Genomic DNA, 23020 nt, shown 5'->3' with positions numbered 1-23020 from the left:
CCGGCCTTCCTCCCCGTTCGCGCCTGTCGCAGCGGCACGCTAGCCTCCGGGCGGGCTCCGGCGCAGCACCCTTAACCGAGGACTGAAACGTCGATCGACCCCGACCCCGGACCGCAACTTTCTCCGGGGACAATGGGTGTATGCAGACCCGCACCGACCTACGCAACGTCGCCATCATCGCCCACGTCGACCATGGCAAAACCACCCTGGTCGACGCCATGCTGCGCCAGGGGAGCCAGTCCCACGCGCGGGGCGAGATGGCCGACCGCGTCATGGACTCCGGAGACCTGGAGCGGGAAAAGGGCATCACCATTCTCGCCAAGAACACGGCGATCAGCTACCAGCCCACCGGGGCCGACGCGCCCGTCACCATCAACATCATCGACACCCCCGGCCACGCCGACTTCGGCGGCGAGGTCGAGCGCGGGCTCACGATGGTCGACGGGGTCGCCCTCCTCGTCGACGCGTCGGAGGGCCCGCTGCCCCAGACGCGATTCGTGCTCCGCAAGGCGCTGGCCGCCAAGCTGCCGATCATCCTGATCATCAACAAGGTCGACCGTCCCGACGCCCGGATCAAGGAGGTCGTCGACGAGACGTACGAGCTCTTCCTCGACCTCGACGCCGACGAGCACCAGATCGAGTTCCCGATCGTCTACGCGTGCGCCCGGGACGGCATCGCCTCGCTCAACCAGCCCAAGGACGGCACCGTCCCCGAGGACTCGACCGACCTCGAGGTGCTGTTCAACACCATCCTCGAGACCATTCCCGCACCGACCTACACCGAGGGCGCGCCGCTGCAGGCGCACGTCGTCAACCTCGACGCCTCGAACTTCCTCGGCCGCCTGGCCCTGTGCCGGGTGCACGAGGGCACGATCCGCAAGGGCCAGACCGTGGCCTGGTGCAAGACCGACGGCACGATCAGCAACGTCCGCATCTCGGAGCTGCTGATCACCGAGGGCCTCGAGCGCAAGCCGGCCGAGAGCGCCGGCCCGGGCGACATCATGGCCGTGGCCGGCATCGCCGACATCATGATCGGCGAGACCCTGGCCGACGCCGAGAACCCGATCCCGCTGCCGCTGATCACCGTCGACGAGCCGGCCATCTCGATGGTCCTCGGCACCAACACGTCGCCGCTGGTCGGCAAGGTCAAGGGGGCCAAGGTCACGGCCCGCATGGTCAAGGACCGGCTCGACCGCGAGCTCATCGGCAACGTCTCGCTGCGCATCCTCAACACCGAGCGGCCCGACGCCTGGGAGGTGCAGGGTCGTGGCGAGCTGGCCCTGGCCATCCTGGTCGAGCAGATGCGCCGCGAGAACTACGAGCTCACCGTGGGCAAGCCGCAGGTGGTCACCAAGACCATCGACGGCAAGGTCCACGAGCCGGTCGAGCGGCTGACGATCGACGCCCCCGACGAGTACATGGGCGCCATCACCACGCTGCTGTCCACCCGCAAGGGCCGGATGGAAGAGCTGATCAACCACGGCACCGGCTGGCTGCGCATGGAGTGGCTCGTCCCGGCGCGCGGCCTGATCGGCTTCCGCACCGAGTTCCTCACCGAGACCCGCGGCACCGGCATCATGCATCACCTGTTCGAGGACTACGAGCCGTGGTTCGGCGAGCTGCGCACCCGCAGCAACGGCTCGATGGTGGCCGACCGGGCCGGTGCGGTCACCGGGTTCGCGATGATCAACCTGCAGGAGCGCGGCCAGCTCTTCGTCGAGCCGGCCACCGAGGTGTACGAGGGCATGATCGTCGGCGAGAACTCCCGCGAGGACGACATGGACGTCAACATCACCAAGGAGAAGAAGCTCACCAACATGCGGGCCGCAGCCGCCGACAACACCGAGCGCCTGATCCCGCCGCGCAAGCTCTCGCTGGAGCAGGCGCTCGAGTTCTGCCGCGAGGACGAGTGCGTCGAGGTCACCCCGGCCGCGGTACGCATCCGCAAGGTCGTGCTCGACCAGCAGACCCGAGGCCGCGCCGCCGCCCGCCGCAAGCACCAGCAGTAATCCAGCAACGTCAACAGCGTCAACAGCAGATGTCGTAGCGGGGTGGGCGGTACGGACCGCTGCTTCCGCCGAGGGCCCGGGCAGGGCGAGCAGGGCGCTGGCGCGCCCAGAACGCTCGCCCCACCCGGGCGACCTGCGTAAGCGGTCACGCTCAAACCCGATCAACCCCAGGCCGCAGCGCTTGACGCGATCAGGGCGCGGCGTGCCAGCGCGCTCGTGCCACCCGGACGACCTGCGTAAGCGGACACGATCAAAGCCGTCGACCCCTCAAGCTGCAGCGCTTGAGGCGAGCGGCGTACCAGCACACCCATACCACCCGGACGACCTGCGTAGCGGACGCGATCAAAGCCGTCGACCTATCGAGCCTCAGCACCTGAGGGGAGCCGGGCGTCGGCGCGCCAAGAACATTGCCAGGCGATCCGCGTAAGCGGTCACGTTCAAGAACCGTCAGCCCCAGGCCGCAGCGCTTCAGGTGAGCAGGGCACTGGCGGTCAGAGCACTTACCCCACCCGGGGGCGTCCTGCGTGAGCGGTCACGCTCGAAAACCCATCAACCCCTCAAGCCGTGTGGCTTGAGGGGTTGATTTTTGCAGTTGGGCGTTACCCATCACTCACGTCGCCGGGGTGGGATGAGCGCTCTGGGCGCGCCAGCGCCCTGCTCATCGCACCGCGGCCCTCGGCGTGAGCAGCGGTCCGTACCACCCACCCCGCTGCGACAAGCCTTGCTCTCATGGTTGAAGCCCGCTGCTCAGTGGTGAAGCCCGCTGCTCAGTGACGCCCGCTCAGTGGTACGCCCGCTCAGTGGTTCGAGCCTGCCAGCGGTTTCTTGGCGTCTCGGGAGGATTTGATCAGGCTTGCCGCGGTGGCGATGCCCAGGGTGCCGATGATGATCAGCAGGGACAGCCAGATCGGGATCTCCGGTGCCCAGTGCACGCCGTGCCCGCCGTTGATGAACGGGATGGTGTTGGTGTGCAGCGCCTCCAGGAAGAGCTTCACACCGATGAAGGCGAGCACCGCGGACAGGCCGTAGTTGAGGTAGACCAGCCGCTCGAGCAGACCGCCGAGCAGGAAGAACAGCTGCCGCAGGCCCATCAGCGCGAACACGTTCGCGGTGAAGACGAGGTACGGCTCCTTGGTGATGCCGAAGATCGCCGGGATCGAGTCGAGCGCGAACAGCAGGTCGGTCGTGCCGATGGCGATCATCACGATGAGCATCGGCGTGAACAGCCGCTTGCCGGTCTCGGAGACCACGGTCATCGTGCCCGGGCCGAACGACGACGAGACGGGCAGGGCGCGCTTGGCCCAGCGCACGAGCACGTTCTCCTTGAAGTCGTCCTCGTCGTTCTGGCCCTCCTTGAGGAGCGAGAAGGCCGTGTAGACCAGGAACAGGCCGAAGATGTAGAAGACCCAGGAGAACTGCGCGATCAGTGCGGCGCCGGCAGCGATGAACGCGCCGCGCATCACCAGCGCCAGCACGATGCCGATGAGCAGCACCTTCTGCTGCAGCTGCCGCGGCACGGCGAACCGGGCCATGATGATCATGAAGATGAAGAGGTTGTCGACGCTCAGCGAGTACTCGGTGAGCCAGCCGGTGTAGAACTCGGCCGCGGGCTGCCCGCCGGCGAAGATCCAGATACCGACGCCGAAGGCGAGCGCGAGGGCGATGTAGAACGCGACCCAGCCACCCGACTCCTTCATCGAAGGCTCGTGCGGACGCCGGCCGACGATCAGCAGGTCGACCGCCAGAACGGCGAGGACGGCAACCAGGGTGACGATCCAGACCCAGGCGGAAATGTTCAACTAAAGCCTCCGGCAGACACTGTGCGGCGCTGCGCCCGCACCGGGAGTGGCGGGAACAGTGGCGTGCGACTGTCGGAGGTCTCTTCCGCCGCCTATGGCGACCGCCGGCCCCGGGCGCGCCCTGTAGGGGGTGGGCGTTCCGTGTTGACGAGACCGGCGCGAAGGAATACTCCCCTCCTTCGGCAGCCATTGTGTCGCATGGAACGGCACAGCGGCATAGCACCCCGGCAAACCGTGTCGAGTCTCATTCTGCGGCAAGCTCCGGAGCGGCCATCTCCCACGCTACCTCGCCTGGGGGCACTCCTCGCGGTCACTCCTGCTATCAGGCAGACCGCGGCATGACTAAAGCGGCGATACCTACCGAAGTTTCGCATCGCGCACACCGCCGGAGGCCATGCCGGGCCGCCTTGACGCGGGAACCAGTCCCTCAGGCACTCGGCCGGATACGCCGAAGACAATCAGTTCGACGGGCAGATCGACGCCTGCCGGCTTGGAGTAGCCCGTCAGCACCGGCGTGGACGTGACCCGCCGATACCGGCGGGGAGGAAGCCCGTTGGCAGCGGCGTGGCAGGTCTGGCACCGGTTCGGTGGGCGTCCTAGGACCCTAGTTTGAAGGAGGTGTGGAAGGCTGTCGACCATGGTTCTCGAGGTCGCGCTGATCGACGTCATTCCCGGCTCCGAAGAGGGCTTCGCCGCCGCGTACAAGATCGCCCATCCGATCCTGGCCACCACACCGGGCTGCCTCTCGGTGCGGATGACCCGCGGCGTCGAGTCGCCGTCGCGTTTCGTGCTGCTGGTCGAGTGGGAGAGTCTGGAGGCGCACAGCGAGAACTTCCGCAACAGCGAACGCTTCCCGCGGTGGCGCGGCTTGATCGGCGAGTTCTTCGCCAAGCCGCCGCTCGTCGAGCACTACCTTGACGTGCCGGCCGGCGACCGTCCCGGCCCGGAACACAACTTCACGACCGAGTGAGCGATCAGCTACCGCCGCACGTCCGCAGCGCTCGTCGGCTCTCGCAGCGGCCTCAGTCCTCGGCCGGGTCACCTTCGGTGAGGCAGTAGACGCCGCCGGCCGGATCGCGGAGCGTCGTCCAGTGCGGCCACTCGCCGACGATCGTGGCACCCAGCGACTCGTGCCACGATCGGGCGGCCGGAATGTCGGAGCAGGACACGTCCAGGTGAGCCGACGCGGGGCGTTCCTCGCCGAGCCGCTGCACCAGGAAACGGACGGGAATCGGCGGCTCGGGCTGCAGCCGCACGAACTCGTCCTCCTGCTCGCCCGGGTCGAGACGCCACCCGGTCACCGTCTGCCAGAAGCGCACCTCGTCGTCGTACAAGGAAGGCGCGAGGTCGAAGCAGAGCTGATGCGGTCGCAGGCTCACCCCGGCCGGGCCGTTGTAAGGCCTCGGCCGTACGTGCTGACCGCGCCACGCGGCCGTGCAGAAGGGCAGCCCCGCGGGCGACCGCAACGTCTGCCAGCTGCCGTGGTCGATCAGCATCGTGGCCCCGGCACTGAGCGCCCGCCCGTTGAAGGCGGCGAGGTCGTCGACCCAGAGATCGGGGTGGTGGCCGCCGGGCCCCTCGCGCACACCCTGGATCTCCAGCCAGTCATCGCCCGCGGCCGTCGTCAGCCGCACGAACCCGGGATCCTTCTGCGGTGCCGGCTCCGAGCCGGTCACCGAAGCCCAGAACGCGACAGCAGCGTCCAGCGACCCGACCGGCCGGTCAAGAAAGGCATCCACCCACCGGATCATCAACGGCTCACCCCCGAGAACGTCCACACCAAGGCCCAGTCGCCCGTACGCTCCGGCGGCCCGGTCCACCCGACCTGCGGCGCACAGGGATCGCGCCGAGAGCGGCTCCGCTCGGCTGTCCGACCCCGAGCGCAACGGCGTGTACCCGCTTCGGGCACGCTGATGCCTCCGCGATCAGGCCGGCGAGCCGAGTGGGAAGCGGGTTCGGCGGCCCCCGGTCGGCGAAGCCGAGACGCGGCAGAAGCCGGACGTACTGATGCCTCCACGACCAGCTCAGCGAGTCCGGTCGAAACCGGGCTCGGCGGACGCGGACGGCGAAGCCGAGACGGCGGTAGAGCCCAGCCGCGCTGACGGTTCCCGATCAGACCGGCGAGGCGGGTTGGAAGCGGGCTCGGCGGCCGCGGTCGGTGAAGCCGAGGCGGCGGTAGAGCTCGGCCGCGCCCGGGTTGTTGACGTTGACGGTCAGGTGGGCTTGGGTGTTGCCGGCGGCGCGCATGCGCGTCAGGGACTCGGTGATCAGCGCGGCGGCCAGGCCGCGGCGGCGGGCGGTGGGCACCACGCCGACCTGGACCAGCCAGCCGCGGGCCGCGGTGATGAAGCCGGCGTCGCCCAGGTCGGGCAGCGTGACCAGCAGCGAACAGTCGGGCAGGAAGTCGTCGTCGTCCTCGTTCTCGGCGATCCACTCGTCGGCCGGGTCGCCGGGGAAGCCGGGCCGGTCCTGGAACGACGCGTGATAGGTGGCGTGGAAGCGGCCCGCCACGGGCTTGCTCCAGCTCGTCATGGTCGCGCCGTCGGGCCAGGTCGACCCGGGCAGTGACGTGCCGGTGAGGTCGATGCGCAGGACGTCCTCGGCGAACACCTGCCGCAGCCCGCGCGAGGCGAACAGCGCCGCCGCGTCGTCGGTCAGCGTCTCGCTTTCCACCGTGACGACCCCGCCGGTGGAGTCATGCTCCCCGTCCGCGGGACCCGCGGCATGAGCACCGGCCGCATGAGCACCGGCCGGGCTGTCGTCGCCGCCGGTCAGCGTCAGGCCGTAGTCGAGCAGCTCCGAGCCGAGGCCCCGGCCGCGGGCGGCCGGGTCGACCAGCCCGGTGAAGGCCGGCCCGGCCGGTGTGAGCCGGACGGCGCCGGCGGCCAGCAGGGTTCCGTCACCGGCCCGCAGCCCGAACGCCGACACGTCCTCCCCCGCCCAGCGCCGCCCCAGGAAGCCGGGGTCGGCGGCCAGCGGCAGCCCACCGTCGGCCGCGAGGCAGCGTTCGGCGAGGGCGAGAAGCTCCGCCGGCAGGCCGGTCAATTCGGTCCAGCTGGTCTGGCCGGTCGGGGTCTGGCCGGTCGGGGTCTGGCCGGTCGGGGTCATCCGGCCAGACTACGCACGGCCACCACCGGGAATCGACTCATTTCACCCCGGCGGCGTCCATCCCCCGGAGCTCCTTCTTCAGCTCGCCCATCTCGTCACGGATCCGGGCGGCCAGCTCGAACTGCAGCTCTCGGGCCGCGCCCAGCATCTGCTCGTTGAGATCCTGGATGAGCTGGGCCAGCTCGGTGCGGGCCATCCCCTTGGTCGCCGGGGCACCCGTGCCGCGCCCCTTGGACCGGGTCTCGGGGACCGGCGCCTTGCCGCGCGAGATCTGCCGGCCGCCCCCGCCGACCATTGGCGTGACCTGGGCGTCGGTGTCCTCGGCCTCGCGGTAGATGTCGTCGAGGATGTCGTGGATGCGCTTGCGGAGCGCCGTCGGCACGATGCCGTTGGCCTCGTTGTGCGCGATCTGCTTGTCGCGCCGACGGTTGGTCTCGTCGATGGCGTCGCGCATCGATGGGGTCATCTTGTCGGCGTACATGTGGACCTCGCCGGAGACGTTTCGGGCCGCCCGGCCGATCGTCTGGATGAGCGACCGCCCGCTGCGCAGGAAGCCCTCCTTGTCGGCGTCGAGGATCGCGACCAGCGACACCTCGGGCAGGTCGAGGCCCTCGCGCAGCAGGTTGATGCCGACCAGCACGTCGTAGTCGCCCTTGCGCAGCTCCTTGAGCAGCTCGACCCGGCGCAACGTGTCGACCTCGGAGTGCAGGTAGCGCACCCGGATGCCGTTCTCGAGGAGGTAGTCGGTGAGGTCCTCCGACATCTTCTTGGTCAGCGTCGTCACCAGCACCCGCTCGTCGCGCTCGGTGCGGAGCTTGATCTCGTGCATCAGGTCGTCGATCTGGCCCTTGGTCGGCTTGACCACCACCTGGGGGTCGACCAGGCCGGTCGGGCGGATCACCTGTTCGACGTACTCCCCCTGGGCCTGCTGCATCTCCCACGGGCCGGGGGTCGCGGACAGGTAGACCGACTGGCCGACCCGCTCGAGGAACTCGTCGAAGCGCAGCGGACGGTTGTCGGCCGCGCTGGGCAGCCGGAAGCCGTGCTCGATGAGGATGCGCTTGCGGGACGCGTCGCCCTCGTACATGCCGCCGATCTGGGGGATCGTCACGTGCGACTCGTCGATGACGGTGATGTAGTCGTCGGGGAAGTAGTCGAGCAGCGTGTAGGACGGCTCGCCGGGTGAGCGCCCGTCCATGTGCATCGAGTAGTTCTCGATGCCGTTGCAGAAGCCGACCTGCCGCATCATCTCGACGTCGTAGGAGGTGCGCATGCGCAGCCGCTGCGCCTCGAGCAGCTTGCCCTGCCGCTCGAGCTCGGCCAGCCGCTCCTCGAGCTCGGCCTCGATCTGGTGGATCGCCCGCTCCATGCGCTCGGGGCCGGCCACGTAGTGCGAAGCCGGGAAGATGACCAGGTGCTCGACCTCGCGGACGACCTCACCGGTGAGCGGGTGCAGGTAGTAGAGCTTCTCGATCTCGTCGCCGAACAGCTCGATGCGGACGGCGAGCTCCTCGTAGGCCGGGATGATCTCGAGGGTGTCGCCCCGCACGCGGAACGTGCCGCGCTGGAAGGCCATGTCGTTGCGCGAATACTGGATGTCGACAAGGCGGCGCAGCAGCTTGTCGCGGTCGACCTCCTCACCGACCTTGAGCCCGACGGACCGGTCGAGGTATTCCTGCGGGGTGCCCAGGCCGTAGATCGCGCTGACGGTGGCGACCACGATCGTGTCGCGCCGGGTGAGCAGCGACATCGTGGCCGAGTGACGCAGCCGCTCGACCTCTTCGTTGACCGACGAGTCCTTCTCGATGTAGGTGTCGGTCTGCGCGATGTAGGCCTCGGGCTGGTAGTAGTCGTAGTAGCTGACGAAGTATTCGACCGCGTTGTTGGGCAGCAGCTCGCGGAACTCCTTGGCGAGCTGGGCGCACAGCGTCTTGTTGGGCGCCAGCACCAGCGCGGGTCGCTGCAGCTTCTCGATCAGCCAGGCGGTGGTGGCACTCTTGCCCGTGCCGGTCGCGCCGAGCAGCACCGTGTTGCGGTCGCCGCGCCGGACCCGCCGGTCGAGCTCGGCGATGGCGGCCGGCTGGTCACCGGCCGGCTGGAATTCACTGACGACCTCGAAGCGGCCGTCGAGTCGTGGAAAGTCGAGCGCCATGGGACCTACCGTACGTCGGGGGTATGACAAGTTTTCCGGGTCGCGCCGGGCGGCCGGGCGACCGTGTGGGACGGGCGTGCGCAGGGTGCACATTCGGCCCTGTCCGGCGGCATTGTTCCCGGTTGTGCGGCGCGCCTACCCTGATCGGGTAGGCCGCTCGCGGCGGCCGCCCGGCACCGAGCGGGGCCAACCACAGGTTCCCTCGGCCGGCTCGTGGTCGTTGCGCCCCGGCTTACCGGCGAGCGCACCCGCGGGTGGTCGCGCCCAGCGCAGACCGGCCGCCGCGAGCGCCCTTCTTCCAACGGCTGACCCCGACCGTTTCTTCCGTCACCCGGACGCGTCGCGCGCCGCTCAGCAGTCCGGCTGCCAGCCGGTGGACTCGGCCCAGTCGTCGGCGGCCCGGGCCTCCTCGTCGAACCACGGCTCCTTGGCCTCGGCATACGTGTAACGGTCGTGGTGCTCGGCCGACCACCGCGCCTTGGCCGCCGCGTAGCCGTCGCGCGCCTCGGGCACGGCCCGCAGGTGGTCGCGCATGAGCAGGGCGAACCGCCAGCCCGGCGAGCCGGTCACCCGGACGTGCAGATTCACCGTACGACCGGGGTCGGCCCCGCCGTGCAGGCGCTTGGGCCAGGTCTCGCCGGGCATGCCGCGCGCGTTGTCGACCCACTCGCCCGACCGCTTCGGAAAGCCGGCCGCGGCCAGCCGGTCGGCCAGCACGTCGGCCTCGTCGAGGGTGCGCACGGCCAGCATGAGGTCGATGACGTCCTTGGCCGGCAGTCCGGGCACGGCCGTCGAGCCGATGTGCGACACCGGGTGGCCCGCGGGCAGCGCGTGCTCGATCCGGGCGATCAGGCGGGCGGCCTGGTCGGGCCAGGTGGGGTCGGGGTCGGCGATGTGCAGCCGGCGGTCGGGGCGGGCAGAGGCCCGCAGGCGCAAATTCTCCTCGTACGGCCGTAGCCTCGTCGCATACAGCCGGTCGACCTGAGCGTTCAGCTCGTCGAGCGGGCCGTCGTTGGTCAGCACCACGTCGGCGGCGCGGCGGCGCGCGGTGTCGTCGGCCTGGGCGGCGATGCGGGCCCCGGCCTGCTCGGCGGTCATGCCGCGGGACTCGACGAGGCGCCGGACCCGCACCTCGCGGCCGGCCTCGACCACGATCACCAGATGGTACGAGGGGGCCAGCCCGGTCTCGACCAGCAGCGGCACGTCGTTGACGACGACCGCCTCGGCCGGGGCGCCGGCGACCAGCTCGGCGGTCCGGGCGCGTACCCGGGGGTGGATGATCTTTTCCAGCCGGCGGCGGGCCTGGTCGTCGCCGAAGACCTGGGCGGCCAGGGCGGGCCGGTCGAGCTCACCGCCGGCCGTCAGCACGCCCGCCCCGAACGCCGTGACGATCTCGGCCAGCCCGTCGGTGCCGGGGGCGACCACCTCGCGGGCCAGCGCGTCGGCGTCGATGATCACCGCACCCCGCTCGGCCAGGCGCCGCGCCACCGAGCTCTTGCCCGCACCGATCCCGCCGGTCAACCCCACCTTGAGCACTCGACCAGTATTGCTGCCCGGCCGGGAACGGAACAGCCCGTGGCCGCGGACAGAAATCCGGCCTGAAAAAGGCGAAAGGCCGCCCCGACCGGAGTCGGGGCGGCCTTTCCGTGATGCGGACCGGCTCAGCTCAAGGGCTGGGTCAGTTCTTGCCGCCGGCGAGCTTCTCGCGCAGAGCGGCGAGGGCCTCGTCGGTGGCCAGGGTGCCGGACGGCTCCTCGTTCGCGCGCGCCGGGGCCGGCGAGCTCGACGAGGTCGAGGACGACGTGGACGTCGACGACGAGGTGGTCGCCGCACCGACCGGGGTCGGGTTGAGCGCGGCCTCGGCGTCGGCGTCGCGGGACGCCTGCACCTGCTTGGTGTGCGCCTCCCAGCGCTCGCGGGCGTCGGCGTACTGCTTCTCCCACGTCTCGCGCTGCTTGTCGAAGCCCTCGAGCCACTCGCCCGTCTCGGGGTCGAAGCCCTCCGGGTAGATGTAGTTGCCCTCGTTGTCGTACGTGGCAGCCATGCCGTAGAGGGTCGGGTCGAAGTGCTCCTCGCCCTCGACGAAGCCCTCGTTGGCCTGCTTGAGCGACAGCGAGATGCGACGACGCTCGAGGTCGATGTCGATGACCTTGACCAGGACGTCGGAGCCCACCTGCACGACCTGCTCGGGCAGCTCGACGTGCCGCTCGGCCAGCTCGGAGATGTGCACCAGACCCTCGATGCCGTCGTCCACGCGGACGAAGGCGCCGAACGGAACCAGCTTGGTGACCTTGCCCGGCACGATCTGGTTGATCGCGTGGGTGCGGGCGAACTGGCGCCACGGGTCTTCCTGGGTCGCCTTCAGCGACAGCGAGACGCGCTCGCGGTCCAGGTCGACGTCGAGCACCTCGACCTCGACCTCCTGGCCGACCTCGACAACCTCGGAGGGGTGGTCGATGTGCTTCCAGGAGAGCTCGGAGACGTGCACCAGGCCGTCGACGCCGCCGAGGTCGACGAACGCGCCGAAGTTGACGATCGAGGACACGACGCCCTTGCGGACCTGGCCCTTCTGCAGCTTGTTGAGGAACTCGGTGCGGACCTCGGACTGCGTCTGCTCGAGCCAGGCACGGCGGGACAGGACCACGTTGTTGCGGTTCTTGTCCAGCTCGATGATCTTGGCTTCGAGCTCGCGGCCGACGTAGGGCTGCAGGTCGCGGACGCGACGCATCTCGACCAGAGAAGCCGGCAGGAAGCCGCGGAGGCCGATGTCGAGGATGAGGCCACCCTTGACAACCTCGATGACGGAGCCGCGAACGACGCCGTCGTCCTCCTTGATCTTCTCGATCGTGCCCCAAGCGCGCTCGTACTGCGCGCGCTTCTTCGAGAGGATCAGACGACCTTCCTTGTCCTCCTTGGTGAGGACGAGGGCTTCGATGTGGTCACCGACCGACACCACTTCCGCGGGGTCCACGTCATGCTTGATCGACAACTCGCGCGAGGGGATGACACCCTCGGTCTTGTAGCCGATGTCGAGCAGGACCTCGTCCCGATCGACCTTGACGACGGTGCCTTCGACAATGTCGCCGTCGTTGAAGTACTTGATGGTCTCGTCGATGGCGGCGAGGAATGCTTCCTCGGACCCGAGATCGTCGACGGTGACCCGGTTGGCGCTCGAGGTGGCCTCGATGCTGCTCGTCATGTGGACTGTTGCTCCGAACGGATGGATTCGTGGTGTCTCTCGCGCGCCGCGGAACTGCCGGCGGGCACGGCACGAACAACATCAGAAGGACCGGGCAGTCCGAAAGGACCAGAATCCTTGCAGTCGATCATGTCGAGACCGACGACCACGGAACCTGCTCCCTGCCGAGGCACACGATCCGCGAGCGCATCGACTAGCTTACCGTGCGCATTACCACAGGTTGCAAGCCCTCCTGACGAGCCAGGCACAATGTTCGACCGAAACCCCGCAGCATGACCGTAATGTGGTGAATCGGGACGGCGCCACGCCCTGCCGTACCGTGTCGGCGTGACCGAGATCAACCCGCCGCCCGCCGGTGAGCTACGGCGGCGGCCGATCACCGACGCCGAGAGCCGGGTCGCCAGCCGTGGCTGGTGGGACGCCGACGCCGACGAGTACCAGGCCGAGCACGGCGCCTTCCTGGGTGACCTGGACTTCGTGTGGTGCCCCGAGGGCCTGCGGGAGGCCGACGCGCGGCTGCTCGGCGACGTGCGCGGCCGGCGCGTGCTCGAGTTGGGCGCGGGCGCCGCCGCGGGCGCCCGCTGGCTCGACGGGCAGGGCGCCGAGGTGACTGCCCTCGATCTCTCCGCGGGCATGTTGCGGCATGCGCGGGCGGCCGAGCGGCGTACGGGCGTACGCGTCCCGCTCGTGCAAGCCGACGCGCTGGCGCTGCCGTTCGCGGATGGCGTATTCGACATCGTGTGCACGGCCTTCGGGGCGGTCCCGTTCGTGGCCGACTCGGGCGCGGCGATGCGCGAGGTGGCGCGCGTCCTGCGTACCGGAGGCTCCTGGGTCTTCTCGATCACCCACCCGATGCGCTGGATCTTCTGGGACGAGCCGGGCGAGGACGGGCTGATCGTCCGCAACTCGTACTTCGACCGCACCCCGTACGTGGAGACCGGCGAGGACGGCGTGCCGGTCTACGTCGAGCAGCACCGCACGCTCGGCGACCGGGTGCGGGAGCTGGTGGCCGCCGGGTTCGCGCTGCGCGACCTGGTCGAGCCGGAGTGGCCGGCCGGGCACGAGCAGATCTGGGGCCAGTGGAGCCCGCTGCGGGGCCGGCTCTTCCCGGGCACCGCGATCTTCGTGTCGGACCTCACGGGCTGACCGTTTCCGCAGGCCGTTGCCGGGTATCCGACCCTCATGGCCGAGGAGAAGAGCCTGAAAAAGGGCGACGACGTGACCTGGAAGAGCCACGGGCAGAACGTCCACGGCGAGGTCGAGCAGAAGATCACGAAGCGGACGGAGGCGGCCGGACGGACGGTCGACGCCTCCCCCGACGACCCGCAGTACAAGGTCAAGAGCGACAAGACCGGGCGCGAGGCCGTGCACAAGCCGGGAGCGCTGAAGAAGGATGGCTGAGCAGGACAGCGACACCAAGGACGTGTACGCCGAGTTCCGCGAGGCGGTCAACATGACGGCGAGCGAGCTGGAGAAGTGGCTCAAGTCCGACGAGTCCAAGGACGTGGGCCAGAAGCCCTCGGGCGGCGGCGAATCGGTCGGCCACGACTCCGGCCGGAAGATCATCAAGATCCTCGGCACGAAGAAGGGCGACCTCACCGAGGCCGACGAGGCGCACATGCGCAAGGTCGTCGGTTACGTGCACCGGCACCTCGCCCAGCACCCCAAGGGCGACATCGAGGACACCAAGTGGCGGTACTCGCTGATGAACTGGGGCCACGACCCGCTCAAGAAGTGAGCGTCAGATCGGGATGCCGGTCTCGAGCAGGGTGCCCATGACCGCCAGCGCCGCCGGGATCATCCGGTAGTAGACCCAGGTGCCGCGGCGGTCGCTGTCGACCAGGCCGGCCTCGCGCAGCACCTTGAGGTGGTGCGAGATGGTCGGGCCGGTCAGGTGGAACTCGCCGGTCAGGTCGCACACGCAGACCTCGCCGCCGCGCGCTGAGGCGATCATCGACAGCAGTCGCAGACGCACCGGATCGCCGAGCGCCTTGAACATCGGCGCGAACGCGTCGGCCTGGGCCGGCTGCATCGGCTCCCGGGTGAGCGGTCCTCTCCCGGCGGCGGCGTTTTCCATCGTGCTGCTCCCCATCGCGTCACCCTTGCAAAGCGCCGCAACCGCGACAGGTCACGGCGTGCTGGCTCTCCGCAGCCGCGGCATACGCGGCCGCGGAGAGCGTACGCCGTCAGGTCAGCCGACGACGATCCGGAACGACGCGGTGTTGTCAGCCGGGTCGATGTCGGTCTGCTCCGTGTACCTCCAGGACGCGACGGCCGTGGCCGTGCCCGTGCCGGTGGTGCCGGTGGGTGTCCCGGCCGGTGCGGTGATCTGCAGGTCGAGAGTGCTGGTCTGGCCCGGCGCGAACGGCCCGCCGGCGAGGTAGCACCACGGGAACATGCACATCGTGTCGTTGCCCGCCCCGGCGAACTCGAAGCCCTCGGGCACGAGGGTCTCCAGCGCCAGTTCGTCGTGCGGGGCGTCGCCACCCCAGCGGACGGTCACCGGAAGCGTCCCGAGGAAGCTGCCGTCGCCCTGCCGGGTCAGCGTGACCTCGCCGGGCGAGGTGACCGAGAGGTCGGTCTGCACGTCCTGCACGTAGGGCTGCGGACGGGTCAGCACGCCGGTGGTGGACCGGAACAGGGTGCGCGAAGTCGCCGTGGCCAGGACGGTGTCGGCGCCCGACCGGACCAGCTGGGTGGTGGTGTCGGCGGCGCTCATCGCGACATCTCGCGGCGTGGTCAGCACGCCGAAGTCGATCCGGAACTTGCGGACCTCACCGGGAGCGAGCTCGCCGCCGGGCAGGCCGCAGCCGATCACACGACGGCCGGAGACCGGACCGTCGTACAGACACGCTTCGCTGGGCCGCAGGCCGCGGAACGAGCCGGCGACCGGCTCGACGATGCGGACGGAGGCCCCGGCCGGCTCGTCGCCGGTGTTGGTGACGGTGACGTGGTAGGTGCCGGTGTAGCCGCGCTCGCCCGGCTCGAGGACGAGGCGGGTCGCGCTGATGGCCAGGTCGGTGTCGGCGGCCTGAGCCGGGGCGGCGACGCCGAGAGCGGCGCCGGTGAGCAGGGACGCGGCGATCAGCCCACGGCCGATCACGGTACGCATAGACAAGGTTTTTCCCCCGTGGATCTTCGATGTCTGGGCGTGCCGACTCTATCGAAGCCCATCGAGATTTTCCGCCCCGCTCTAAGGTGGAGCCATGGCACGGGACGACGCGCGCACGCCGGTGCGCGAGCTTCTGCAGGTCTTGACCATGTGGTTCGGGTGGGGCGAGCCGGAACCGGGGGACGGGGCGGCCCCGGCCGGGCGGCGGGCCGGTTATCTGCTGGTGCAGACCGTCGCCGCCGTCGTCCTCGGTTTGCTCGCGGCCCTGATCTTCCTGGGGGTCAGGGGCGGGCCGGTCCCGGTGGGGTGGCCCGCGCCCTACGTGGCGTTGTTCGTTCCGCTGGCGATCGCGGTGGCGCGCCGTCCGGCCGACGCCCCGCTGCCCCTGGCCGCGGGTCTGGTGGCCGGCGCCCTGATCGCCGCCGTCGTGCTGGTGGCGCTGCCCGGCTCCGGTTTCTGGCTCTGGTTCGGCGCCCTGGCCGCCGGATCGCTGGCCGCCGGTGCCGTCTTCGGAGCGATCGCGGGCCGCCGCCCCGACGTCCCGGCGTAGGCCGCGGCCCGGATGCCGGAGACTCCGCCGTAGGTCAGTGGTCGGCGCCGTTCCAGTCGCGGCCGTGGCCGACGGAGACCTCGAGCGGGACCGACAGCGGGTAGGCGCCGCCCATCTCGCGGCGGACCAGCTCTTCCAGCGGCTCGCGTTCGCCCGGAGCCACGTCGAAGACCAGCTCGTCGTGGACCTGCAGGAGCATCCGGGACTTGAGCCCGGTCTCCTTGAGCGCGGCGTCGACCCGCAGCATCGCGATCTTGATGATGTCGGCCGCGGAGCCCTGGATGGGGGCGTTGAGGGCCATCCGCTCGGCCATCTCGCGGCGCTGCCGGTTGTCGCTGGACAGGTCGGGCAGGTAGCGCCGCCGGCCGAGGATGGTGGCCGTGTAGCCGTCCTGCACGGCCCGGCGGACCACGGCCTGCAGGTAGTCGCGCACGCCGCCGAAGCGCTCGAAGTATTCGTCCATGAGGCCGCGGGCCTCGTCGGTCGGGATGGTGAGCTGGTTGGACAGGCCGAACGCGCTCAGACCGTAGGCCAGGCCGTAGTTCATCGCCTTGATCTTGCGGCGCTGGTCGGGCACGACCTGCTCGACCGGCACGTGGAACACCGACGAGGCGGTGGCCGCGTGAAAGTCGAACGCGGAGTTGAACGCGGCGATGAGCGCCTCGTCCTTGGACAGATGCGCCATGATCCGCATCTCGATCTGGCTGTAGTCGGCCGTCATCAGCTGCTCGAAGCCCTCGCCGACGACGAACGCCCGCCGGATGCGGCGGCCCTCCTCGGTGCGGATCGGGATGTTCTGCAGGTTGGGGTCGGTCGACGAGAGCCGGCCGGTGGCCGCGACGGTCTGGTTGAACGTGGTGTGGATGCGCCCGTCGTCGGAGACCGACTTGAGCAGCCCGTCGACGGTCGACTTGAGCTTGGCGACGTCGCGGTGGCGCAGCAGGTGCTCGAGCAGCGGGTCGCCGGTCTGGGTGAACAGGCTCTGCAGCGCGTCGGCGTCGGTGGTGTAGCCCGACTTGATCCGCTTGGTCTTGGGCAGGTTGCGCTCGACGAAGAGGATCTCCTGCAGCTGCTTGGGCGAGCCGAGGTTGAACTCGCGGCCGACCTCGGCGTGCGCGGCCTGCTGGGCCGCCTTGACCTCGGCGGCGAAGTGGGCCTCGAGCTCGGAGAGGTAGTCGGTGTCGGCGGCGATGCCGAGGCGCTCCATCTCGCCGAGGACCTCGGACAGCGGCTGCTCGACCTCCATGAGCAGGCTCTGCGACTCGCCGCCGTCGCGCGACAGCTCCTCGGTGAGCACGTCGGCCAGGTCGAGGGTGGCGCGGGCCCGCAGCATCACGTTCTGCTCGGCGGCGCCCTCGTCGCCCATGCCGGCGAGCAGGTCGAGCTGGCCGTCGGTGGGCTCCTCGACCCGGAGCTCGCGCTTGAGGTAGCGCAGGGCCAGGTCGGTCAGGTCGTACGCCCGCTGGTCGGGCTTGGCCAGGTAGGCCGCGAGCGCCGTGTCGACCCGGACGCCGGTCAGGTGCCAGCCGTGGGCCCGCATGGCCAGCGAGGCCGGCTTGGCGTCGTGCAGCACCTTGGGCCGGTCGGGGTCGGTGAGCCAGTCGGCGACGGCGCGCTCGTCGGTCTCGTCGAGGGCGGCCGGGTCGAACCAGGCGGCCGGGCCGTCGCCGGTCGCGACGGCCAGCCCGGTGAGCGTGCCCGTGCCGCGGCCGAAGGTGCCGGTGACGGCCACGCCGACCGGCGCGGCGGCGGCGTGGGCGGCCAGCCAGGGGGCCACCTCGCCCGCGCCCAGCGCCCGGCCGTCGAGGTCGAAGCCGGCCTCGGCCTCGGGCTCGACCGCCTCGAGGTAGGAGTAGAGGCGCTCGCGCAGGACCCGGAACTCGAGCGCGTCGAAGACCTGGTGGACGGCCTCGCGGTCCCAGCCCTGCCAGCGCACGTCCTCGGGGCGCAGCGGCAGCTCGAGGTCGGTGCGCAGCCGGTTGAGGTCGTAGTTGCGCATGACCTCGGCCAGGTGGGCCCGCAGGCTGTCGCCGGCCTTGCCCTTGATCTTGTCGGCGTTGGCGATGATGCCGTCGAGACCGCCGTACTCCTTGATCCACTTTGCCGCGGTCTTGTCGCCGACGCCGGGCACCCCGGTCAGGTTGTCGCTGGTCTCGCCGACCAGGGCGGCCTTGTCCCGGTAGAGGTCGGGCGGGACGAAGTATTTCGCCTCGATCGCCTCGGGCGTCATGCGCCAGACCTCGGAGACGCCGCGCACCGGGTAGAGGATGGTCGTCTTGTCGCCGGCCAGCTGGAACGCGTCGCGGTCGCCGGTCGAGATGATCACGTCGAAGCCGGACTCGCGGGCCTGGGTGGACAGGGTGGCGATGACGTCGTCGGCCTCGAAACCGGGCTTTTCGACCACCGGGATGCGCAGCGCCTCGAGCACCTCTTTGATCAGGCTGACCTGACCAAGGAACGGCTTGGGAGTCTCGGACCGGCCGGCCTTGTATTCCGCGTACTGCTCGGTGCGGAAGGAGACGCGGGAGACGTCGAAGGCGACGACGATGTGCGTCGGCTTCTCGTCGCGCAGCATGTTGATCAGCATCGACGTGAAGCCGAACACCGCGTTCGTCGCCTGGCCGGTCTGGGTGCTGAAGTTTTCCACCGGCAGCGCGAAGTAGGCCCGGTAGGCCAGGGAATGGCCGTCGAGCAGCAGCAAACGGGGGGTCTCGGCGTCGTTGCTCACGTCCAGGAACTCTAGTCGCCGGGTCCGACAGAAACCGGGAGCCCCCCGCCCGCTTACAGCACCTTGCTGAGGAATGCCCTGGTTCGCTCATGCTGCGGGTTGCTGATCACGTCGCGCGGCGGACCCTGCTCGACGACGACCCCGCCGTCCATGAAGATCAGGTTGTCGCCGACCTCGCGGGCGAACCCGATCTCATGGGTCACCACGATCATGGTCATGCCGTCCTGGGCCAGGCCCTTCATCGTGTCGAGGACCTCGCCGACCAGCTCAGGATCGAGCGCGCTGGTGGGCTCGTCGAAGAGCATCAGCTTGGGCCGCATCGCCAGCGCCCGGGCGATCGCCACCCGCTGCTGCTGGCCGCCGGAGAGCTGAGCCGGGTAGTTGTCGACCTTGGCGCCGAGGCCGACGCGCTCGAGCAGGCTGAGCGCCCGGTCGCGGACCTCGGACTTGTTCTCGCCCTTGACCCGGCACGGCGCCTCCATGACGTTCTGCAGCACCGTCATGTGCGGGAACAGGTTGAAGCGCTGGAACACCATGCCGATCGACTGCCGCTGCTTGGCGACGTCCTTCTCACCCAGCTCGTGCAGCTTGCCGCCGCGCTCGCGGTAGCCCATGAGCTGACCGTCGACGAAGATCCGGCCGGCGTTGACCTTCTCCAGGTGGTTGATGCAGCGCAGGAACGTCGACTTGCCGGAGCCCGAGGGCCCCAGCACGCAGCACACCTCACCCGGCCGGACGGCCAGGTCGACGCCCTTGAGCACCTCGAGCGAGCCGAACGACTTGTGCACGTTGTCGGCCCGCACCATCTCGTCGGTCATCCGCTCTCCCCTGTCCCGCTGAACCGGCCACCCTGCTCGGCCTGGATGTTCCGCAGCCGCTGCTTGGCCTTGCCCGCGGACCCATACCCCTTGCTGAAGTGCCGCTCCACGAAGAACTGCGCGATCATCAGCACGGTGCACAGGATCAGGTACCAGATCAGCGCGGCCACGATCACCGGCAGGACCACAAAGGTACGCGCCGAGACCTGGGTCAGCTGGAACCAGAGCTCGAAGGTCACCGGCACGAACGCCACCAGCGACGTGTCCTTGACCATCGCGATGATCTCGTTGCCGGTGGGCGGCACGATCACCCGCATGGCCTGCGGCAGGACGATCCGGCGCAGCACCTTTCCGCGGGACATGCCCAGCGCGACCGCCGCCTCGGACTGCCCGGGGTCGATCGACTGGATGCCGGCGCGCACGATCTCGGCCATGTAGGCGGCCTCGGACAGGCCCAGGGCCAGCATGCCGGCGACGAAACCGGCGAGCAGGTCGCTGGCCTTGATGCTGTAGAACTGCCCGTCGAAGCCGTCCAGACCGAACAGCTTGCCGATCTGCGTGCCGAAGGGCAGGCCGAAGCCGACCCGCTCCCACAGGATGTTCAGGTTTCCGAACAGCACCGCCAGCACGAGGCGGGGCACCGCCCGGAAGAACCAGGTGTAGACGAACGCCACCGACGACAGGATCCGGTTCGTCGACAACCGCATGATCGCGATGACGACGCCCAGGCCGATGCCGATCGCCATCGACGTGAGGGTCAGCAGGATGGTGCCGCGCAGGCCCTCGAGGACCGGCTCGGTGAACATCACCCCGCGCTTGCCGTCCTGATACTCCAAAAAGATGAACGACCAGCGGAACCGGTCGTTGGTCACGAGCAGGTGCACGAACATCGCGACCAGGATCGCGATGACGCCCAGGGCCACCCAGCGGCCGGGGCGCCGCACGGGCACGGCCTTGATCGCTTCAGGCCGTGCCCGTCCGGAACTTGTCTCGTCGCTCATGCGTGGATCAGACCGACGGGTTCACCGCGGGCGTGGTGATCGCACCAGCCGTGACGCCCCACTTGTCGAGGATCTGCTTGTAGGTCCCGTCGGCGATGAGCGCCTGCACCGCCTCGCCGATCACGCCGGCGAACTCGGTCTGGTCCTTGGCGATCGCGTACCCGTACGGCGCCGCGTCGTAGATGTCGCCGACCAGCGCGAGCTGCCCGTTGGTCTGCTTCACCGCGTACGCCACGATCGGGGAGTCGGCCAGCATGGCCTCGTCCTTGCCGGTCACCACGGCGTTCGTGGCGTCCGACTGCTTCTGGTACTGGTCGATCGTGATCTTGGCCTTGCCGCCGTCGGTGCACTTCTTGGACCGGGCGTTCAGGTCGTCGACCTGCACGGTGGCGGTCTGCACGGCGATCTTCTTGCCACAGACGTCGTCCGGGTTGATCGTCACCCCGGTCTTGGCGGCCCACTGGGTGCCCGCCGAGAAGTAGGAGACCATGTTGACCTCCTTCATCCGGTCCGCGTTGATCGTGAAGGAGGACACCCCGACCGCGTACTTCTTGGTGGTCACGCCCGGGATGATGCTCTCGAACGTGGCCGAGGTCCACTCGGTCGTCAGGTTCAGCTTCTGGGCGACCGCGTTGAACAGGTCGACGTCGAAACCGATGACGGTCTTGCCGTCACTGTCGAGGAACTCGTTCGGCGCGTACGACGAGTCGGTTCCGATGGTGAGCTTGCCCGCGCTCTTGATGTCGGCGGGGACCTTGTCGGCCAGAGCGGTGTCGGCGGACGCGCTCGGCGCCGGGGCGCCGCTCGAACCCGAGTCGTCCGACTCCGAGCCGCAGGCGCCCAACGACAACGTCAGCGCCGCCGCGGCGGCCAGGCCGAGGATCGCCCGGCGGCCGGGGGTGGTGCGGAACATGATGACTCCTACTCGAAAGAAAATCGGGTCACGCGACGCCGAGATAGGCGTCCTTGACGGCCGGGTCGTTCAGCAGCTCGGCGCCGGTGCCTTCCTTGACGATCCGGCCGGTCTCCAGAACGTACGCGCGATGCGCCCGGGACAAGGCCTGTTGGGCGTTCTGTTCCACGAGCAGCACGGTCGTCCCCTGCTGGTTGATCTCCACGATGATGTCGAAGATCTGCTGGATCAGCATCGGCGCCAGACCCATCGACGGCTCGTCGAGCAGCAGCAGCTTGGGCCGGCTCATCAGCGCCCGGCCGACCGCGAGCATCTGCTGCTCGCCACCGGACAGAGTGCCACCGGGCTGCTTCTCGCGCTCCTTGAGCCGCGGGAACAGAGTGAAGGCCCGCTGCATGTCCTCGTCGATCTCGGACCGGTTGCGCCGCGTGTAGGCGCCCATCTCGAGATTGTCCCGGACCGTCATGCCCGGGAAGATGCCCCGGCCCTCGGGCGACTGCGAGACACCGCGCACGACCCGCAGGTCGGCACGCAGCTTGGTGATGTCCTCGCCGTCGAACTTGATCGAGCCCTGCGCCACCGGCCGCAGACCCGAGATGGCCCGCATCGTGGTGGACTTGCCGGCGCCGTTCGCGCCGATCAGCGCCACCACCTCGCCCTGCCCGACCGTCAGGCTGATGCCGTGCAGGGCCTGGATGCGCCCGTACGCCAGCGTCACGTTGTCGACCTCAAGCAGCATCGGTGGGCACCCCCAGATACGCGGCGATGACCGCCGGGTTGTCCCGCACCTCGGCGGGCGTCCCTTCGGCGATCTTCTTGCCGAACTCCAGCACGACGATCCGGTCGGTGACGCCCATGACCAGGCGCATGTCGTGCTCGATGAGCAGCACCGTCACGCCGGTGTCACGGATCTTGCGGATCAGCCGGAGCAGATCCTCCTTCTCGGCCGGGTTGAAGCCGGCGGCCGGCTCGTCCAGGCAAAGCAGGGTGGGATTGGTCGCGAGGGCACGGGCGATCTCCAGCCGGCGCTGCTCACCGTAGGAGAGATTACGGCTGACATCGCCCGCCCGGTGCGCGATCCCGACGAAACGCAGCAACTCGATCGACCGGGCGCGACCCGACTTCTCCTCCTGCCAGAACCGCGGCAGACGGAACAGCGCGCTCAGCACGCTCGTCTTGTGGTGCGCGTCCGCGCCCACCATGACGTTCTCCAGCGCGGTCATCTCGGGGAACAGCCGCACGTTCTGGAACGTGCGGGCGATGCCACCCCGGGTGATCTCGTGCTTCTTCTTCCCGACGACCGACTCGCCCTGGAACCGGATGGCCCCGCTGGTCGGCCGGTAGACACCCGTCATCGCGTTGAAGCAGGTGGTCTTGCCGGCGCCGTTCGGCCCGATCAGACCGAAGATCTCGCCCTTGCGCAGCGAGAAACTGACGTCGTTGAGCGCCACGACACCGCCGAACCGCAGCGTCACGTGGTCGACCTCGAGAAGGACGTCCTCACCCCGTACGGAATCCGAGGTCGTCGCCCCACCCGGGTTGCCGGTGGGAGCGGCCTCGTCGACCGGGCGCTCATTGGCCCGGTCGAGCTCCTCAGGAGTCTCCATGTGCGGCTCAGACATGACAGCCCT

General features: G+C 69.5%; 20 protein-coding genes. 6 read left to right on the top strand and 14 right to left on the bottom strand.

The features are described from left to right. Positions 1-140: 140 nt before the first annotated feature. Positions 141-2009, top strand: a complete 1869-nt coding sequence (gene typA / locus HJC40_RS02335; RefSeq protein WP_249997924.1) for a translational GTPase TypA — start codon at positions 141-143, stop codon at positions 2007-2009. A gap of 797 nt (positions 2010-2806) precedes the next feature. Here the strand turns inward: typA and HJC40_RS02330 are convergent. Continuing rightward, on the bottom strand, positions 2807-3808 hold the full coding sequence (locus HJC40_RS02330; RefSeq protein WP_249997923.1) for a TerC family protein: 1002 nt from the start codon (positions 3806-3808) through the stop codon (positions 2807-2809). A gap of 637 nt (positions 3809-4445) precedes the next feature. Here HJC40_RS02330 and HJC40_RS02325 point away from each other — a divergent pair. Beyond that, positions 4446-4778 carry an antibiotic biosynthesis monooxygenase gene (locus HJC40_RS02325; protein ID WP_249997922.1) on the top strand — a complete coding sequence of 111 codons (333 nt, stop codon included), beginning with the start codon at positions 4446-4448 and terminating at the stop codon, positions 4776-4778. A gap of 52 nt (positions 4779-4830) precedes the next feature. Here HJC40_RS02325 and HJC40_RS02320 read toward each other — a convergent pair whose 3' ends face one another. The 5 genes from HJC40_RS02320 to rpsA all read right to left on the bottom strand — a co-directional run bounded on the left by HJC40_RS02320 (position 4831) and on the right by rpsA (position 12267). Then, complete coding sequence (locus HJC40_RS02320; protein ID WP_249997921.1) at positions 4831-5547, bottom strand: VOC family protein; 717 nt, start codon at positions 5545-5547, stop codon at positions 4831-4833. 373 nt (positions 5548-5920) lie between these two features. Next, the gene (locus tag HJC40_RS02315; protein WP_249997920.1) at positions 5921-6916 is read right to left on the bottom strand and encodes an N-acetyltransferase; all 996 of its coding nucleotides are present in this window, start codon (positions 6914-6916) and stop codon (positions 5921-5923) included. Positions 6917-6953: 37 nt separating this feature from the next. Further along, positions 6954-9068: an excinuclease ABC subunit UvrB gene (gene uvrB / locus HJC40_RS02310; protein WP_249997919.1), complete on the bottom strand. Its 2115-nt coding sequence runs from the start codon at positions 9066-9068 to the stop codon at positions 6954-6956. A 351-nt stretch (positions 9069-9419) separates the two neighbouring features. Continuing rightward, entirely contained in the window at positions 9420-10604 is a 1185-nt protein-coding gene (coaE, locus tag HJC40_RS02305; protein WP_249997918.1) for a dephospho-CoA kinase, read from the bottom strand. 142 nt (positions 10605-10746) lie between these two features. Further along, complete coding sequence (gene rpsA / locus HJC40_RS02300) at positions 10747-12267, bottom strand: 30S ribosomal protein S1 (protein WP_249997917.1); 1521 nt, start codon at positions 12265-12267, stop codon at positions 10747-10749. Between the two features lie 327 nt (positions 12268-12594). On the opposite strand from rpsA, the gene HJC40_RS02295 reads away from it, so the two are divergent. The 3 genes from HJC40_RS02295 to HJC40_RS02285 are packed head-to-tail and all read left to right on the top strand — an operon-like array spanning position 12595 to position 14005. Then, positions 12595-13413 (top strand): class I SAM-dependent methyltransferase, encoded by an 819-nt coding sequence (locus tag HJC40_RS02295; RefSeq protein WP_249997916.1) that lies wholly within the window; start codon positions 12595-12597, stop codon positions 13411-13413. Positions 13414-13449: 36 nt separating this feature from the next. Continuing rightward, positions 13450-13668 (top strand): DUF2945 domain-containing protein, encoded by a 219-nt coding sequence (locus HJC40_RS02290; protein ID WP_249997915.1) that lies wholly within the window; start codon positions 13450-13452, stop codon positions 13666-13668. Continuing rightward, positions 13661-14005, top strand: coding sequence for a DUF3140 domain-containing protein (locus tag HJC40_RS02285; RefSeq protein ID WP_249997914.1), 345 nt, complete (start codon positions 13661-13663; stop codon positions 14003-14005). Before HJC40_RS02290 ends, HJC40_RS02285 begins: the two co-directional genes overlap by 8 nt. 3 nt (positions 14006-14008) lie before the next feature. Here HJC40_RS02285 and HJC40_RS02280 read toward each other — a convergent pair whose 3' ends face one another. Both HJC40_RS02280 and HJC40_RS02275 read right to left on the bottom strand, forming a co-directional pair. Continuing rightward, positions 14009-14344 carry a helix-turn-helix transcriptional regulator gene (locus tag HJC40_RS02280; protein ID WP_249997913.1) on the bottom strand — a complete coding sequence of 112 codons (336 nt, stop codon included), beginning with the start codon at positions 14342-14344 and terminating at the stop codon, positions 14009-14011. Positions 14345-14458: 114 nt separating this feature from the next. Then, the gene (locus tag HJC40_RS02275) at positions 14459-15385 is read right to left on the bottom strand and encodes a hypothetical protein (protein WP_249997912.1); all 927 of its coding nucleotides are present in this window, start codon (positions 15383-15385) and stop codon (positions 14459-14461) included. Positions 15386-15473: 88 nt separating this feature from the next. Between HJC40_RS02275 and HJC40_RS02270 the strand changes: the two genes are divergently transcribed. Beyond that, a complete protein-coding gene (locus tag HJC40_RS02270) occupies positions 15474-15929 on the top strand; it encodes a hypothetical protein (RefSeq protein ID WP_249997911.1) in 456 nt (151 codons plus the stop codon). Between the two features lie 34 nt (positions 15930-15963). On the opposite strand, the gene polA is transcribed toward HJC40_RS02270, so the two are convergent. Genes polA through HJC40_RS02240 form a run of 6 tightly spaced genes read right to left on the bottom strand, consistent with a single transcriptional unit; the run spans position 15964 to position 23011 of the window. Continuing rightward, positions 15964-18657, bottom strand: coding sequence for a DNA polymerase I (polA, locus tag HJC40_RS02265; RefSeq protein WP_249997910.1), 2694 nt, complete (start codon positions 18655-18657; stop codon positions 15964-15966). A gap of 53 nt (positions 18658-18710) precedes the next feature. Further along, positions 18711-19475, bottom strand: a complete 765-nt coding sequence (locus HJC40_RS02260; protein ID WP_284042524.1) for an amino acid ABC transporter ATP-binding protein — start codon at positions 19473-19475, stop codon at positions 18711-18713. Continuing rightward, positions 19472-20476, bottom strand: coding sequence for an amino acid ABC transporter permease (locus HJC40_RS02255; protein ID WP_249997909.1), 1005 nt, complete (start codon positions 20474-20476; stop codon positions 19472-19474). The genes HJC40_RS02260 and HJC40_RS02255 overlap by 4 nt, the downstream gene beginning before the upstream one ends. Before the next feature lie 7 nt (positions 20477-20483). Continuing rightward, the gene (locus tag HJC40_RS02250) at positions 20484-21389 is read right to left on the bottom strand and encodes an ABC transporter substrate-binding protein (protein ID WP_249997908.1); all 906 of its coding nucleotides are present in this window, start codon (positions 21387-21389) and stop codon (positions 20484-20486) included. A gap of 28 nt (positions 21390-21417) precedes the next feature. Then, complete coding sequence (locus HJC40_RS02245; RefSeq protein WP_249997907.1) at positions 21418-22128, bottom strand: ABC transporter ATP-binding protein; 711 nt, start codon at positions 22126-22128, stop codon at positions 21418-21420. Continuing rightward, on the bottom strand, positions 22118-23011 hold the full coding sequence (locus HJC40_RS02240; protein WP_249997906.1) for an ABC transporter ATP-binding protein: 894 nt from the start codon (positions 23009-23011) through the stop codon (positions 22118-22120). Before HJC40_RS02240 ends, HJC40_RS02245 begins: the two co-directional genes overlap by 11 nt. Between the last annotated feature and the right edge of the window lie 9 nt (positions 23012-23020).

This window comes from Actinoplanes sp. M2I2, from assembly GCF_023544445.1.
Lineage (GTDB): Bacteria > Actinomycetota > Actinomycetes > Mycobacteriales > Micromonosporaceae > Actinoplanes.
The sequence above is the reverse complement of the archived record's forward strand: the minus strand, read 5'-3'. Positions and strand labels throughout refer to the sequence as shown.

Excerpts from the sequence above, each read along its gene's own strand:
- typA (WP_249997924.1), top strand. The coding sequence starts at position 141 with ATGCAGACCCGCACCGACCTACGCAACGTCGCCATCATCGCCCACGTC.
- HJC40_RS02325 (WP_249997922.1), top strand. The coding sequence starts at position 4,446 with ATGGTTCTCGAGGTCGCGCTGATCGACGTCATTCCCGGCTCCGAAGAG.
- HJC40_RS02315 (WP_249997920.1), bottom strand. The coding sequence starts at position 6,916 with ATGACCCCGACCGGCCAGACCCCGACCGGCCAGACCCCGACCGGCCAG.
- uvrB (WP_249997919.1), bottom strand. The coding sequence starts at position 9,068 with ATGGCGCTCGACTTTCCACGACTCGACGGCCGCTTCGAGGTCGTCAGT.
- rpsA (WP_249997917.1), bottom strand. The coding sequence starts at position 12,267 with ATGACGAGCAGCATCGAGGCCACCTCGAGCGCCAACCGGGTCACCGTC.
- HJC40_RS02290 (WP_249997915.1), top strand. The coding sequence starts at position 13,450 with ATGGCCGAGGAGAAGAGCCTGAAAAAGGGCGACGACGTGACCTGGAAG.
- HJC40_RS02285 (WP_249997914.1), top strand. The coding sequence starts at position 13,661 with ATGGCTGAGCAGGACAGCGACACCAAGGACGTGTACGCCGAGTTCCGC.
- HJC40_RS02280 (WP_249997913.1), bottom strand. The coding sequence starts at position 14,344 with ATGGAAAACGCCGCCGCCGGGAGAGGACCGCTCACCCGGGAGCCGATG.
- HJC40_RS02270 (WP_249997911.1), top strand. The coding sequence starts at position 15,474 with ATGGCACGGGACGACGCGCGCACGCCGGTGCGCGAGCTTCTGCAGGTC.
- HJC40_RS02260 (WP_284042524.1), bottom strand. The coding sequence starts at position 19,475 with ATGACCGACGAGATGGTGCGGGCCGACAACGTGCACAAGTCGTTCGGC.
- HJC40_RS02255 (WP_249997909.1), bottom strand. The coding sequence starts at position 20,476 with ATGAGCGACGAGACAAGTTCCGGACGGGCACGGCCTGAAGCGATCAAG.
- HJC40_RS02250 (WP_249997908.1), bottom strand. The coding sequence starts at position 21,389 with ATGTTCCGCACCACCCCCGGCCGCCGGGCGATCCTCGGCCTGGCCGCC.
- HJC40_RS02245 (WP_249997907.1), bottom strand. The coding sequence starts at position 22,128 with ATGCTGCTTGAGGTCGACAACGTGACGCTGGCGTACGGGCGCATCCAG.
- HJC40_RS02240 (WP_249997906.1), bottom strand. The coding sequence starts at position 23,011 with ATGTCTGAGCCGCACATGGAGACTCCTGAGGAGCTCGACCGGGCCAAT.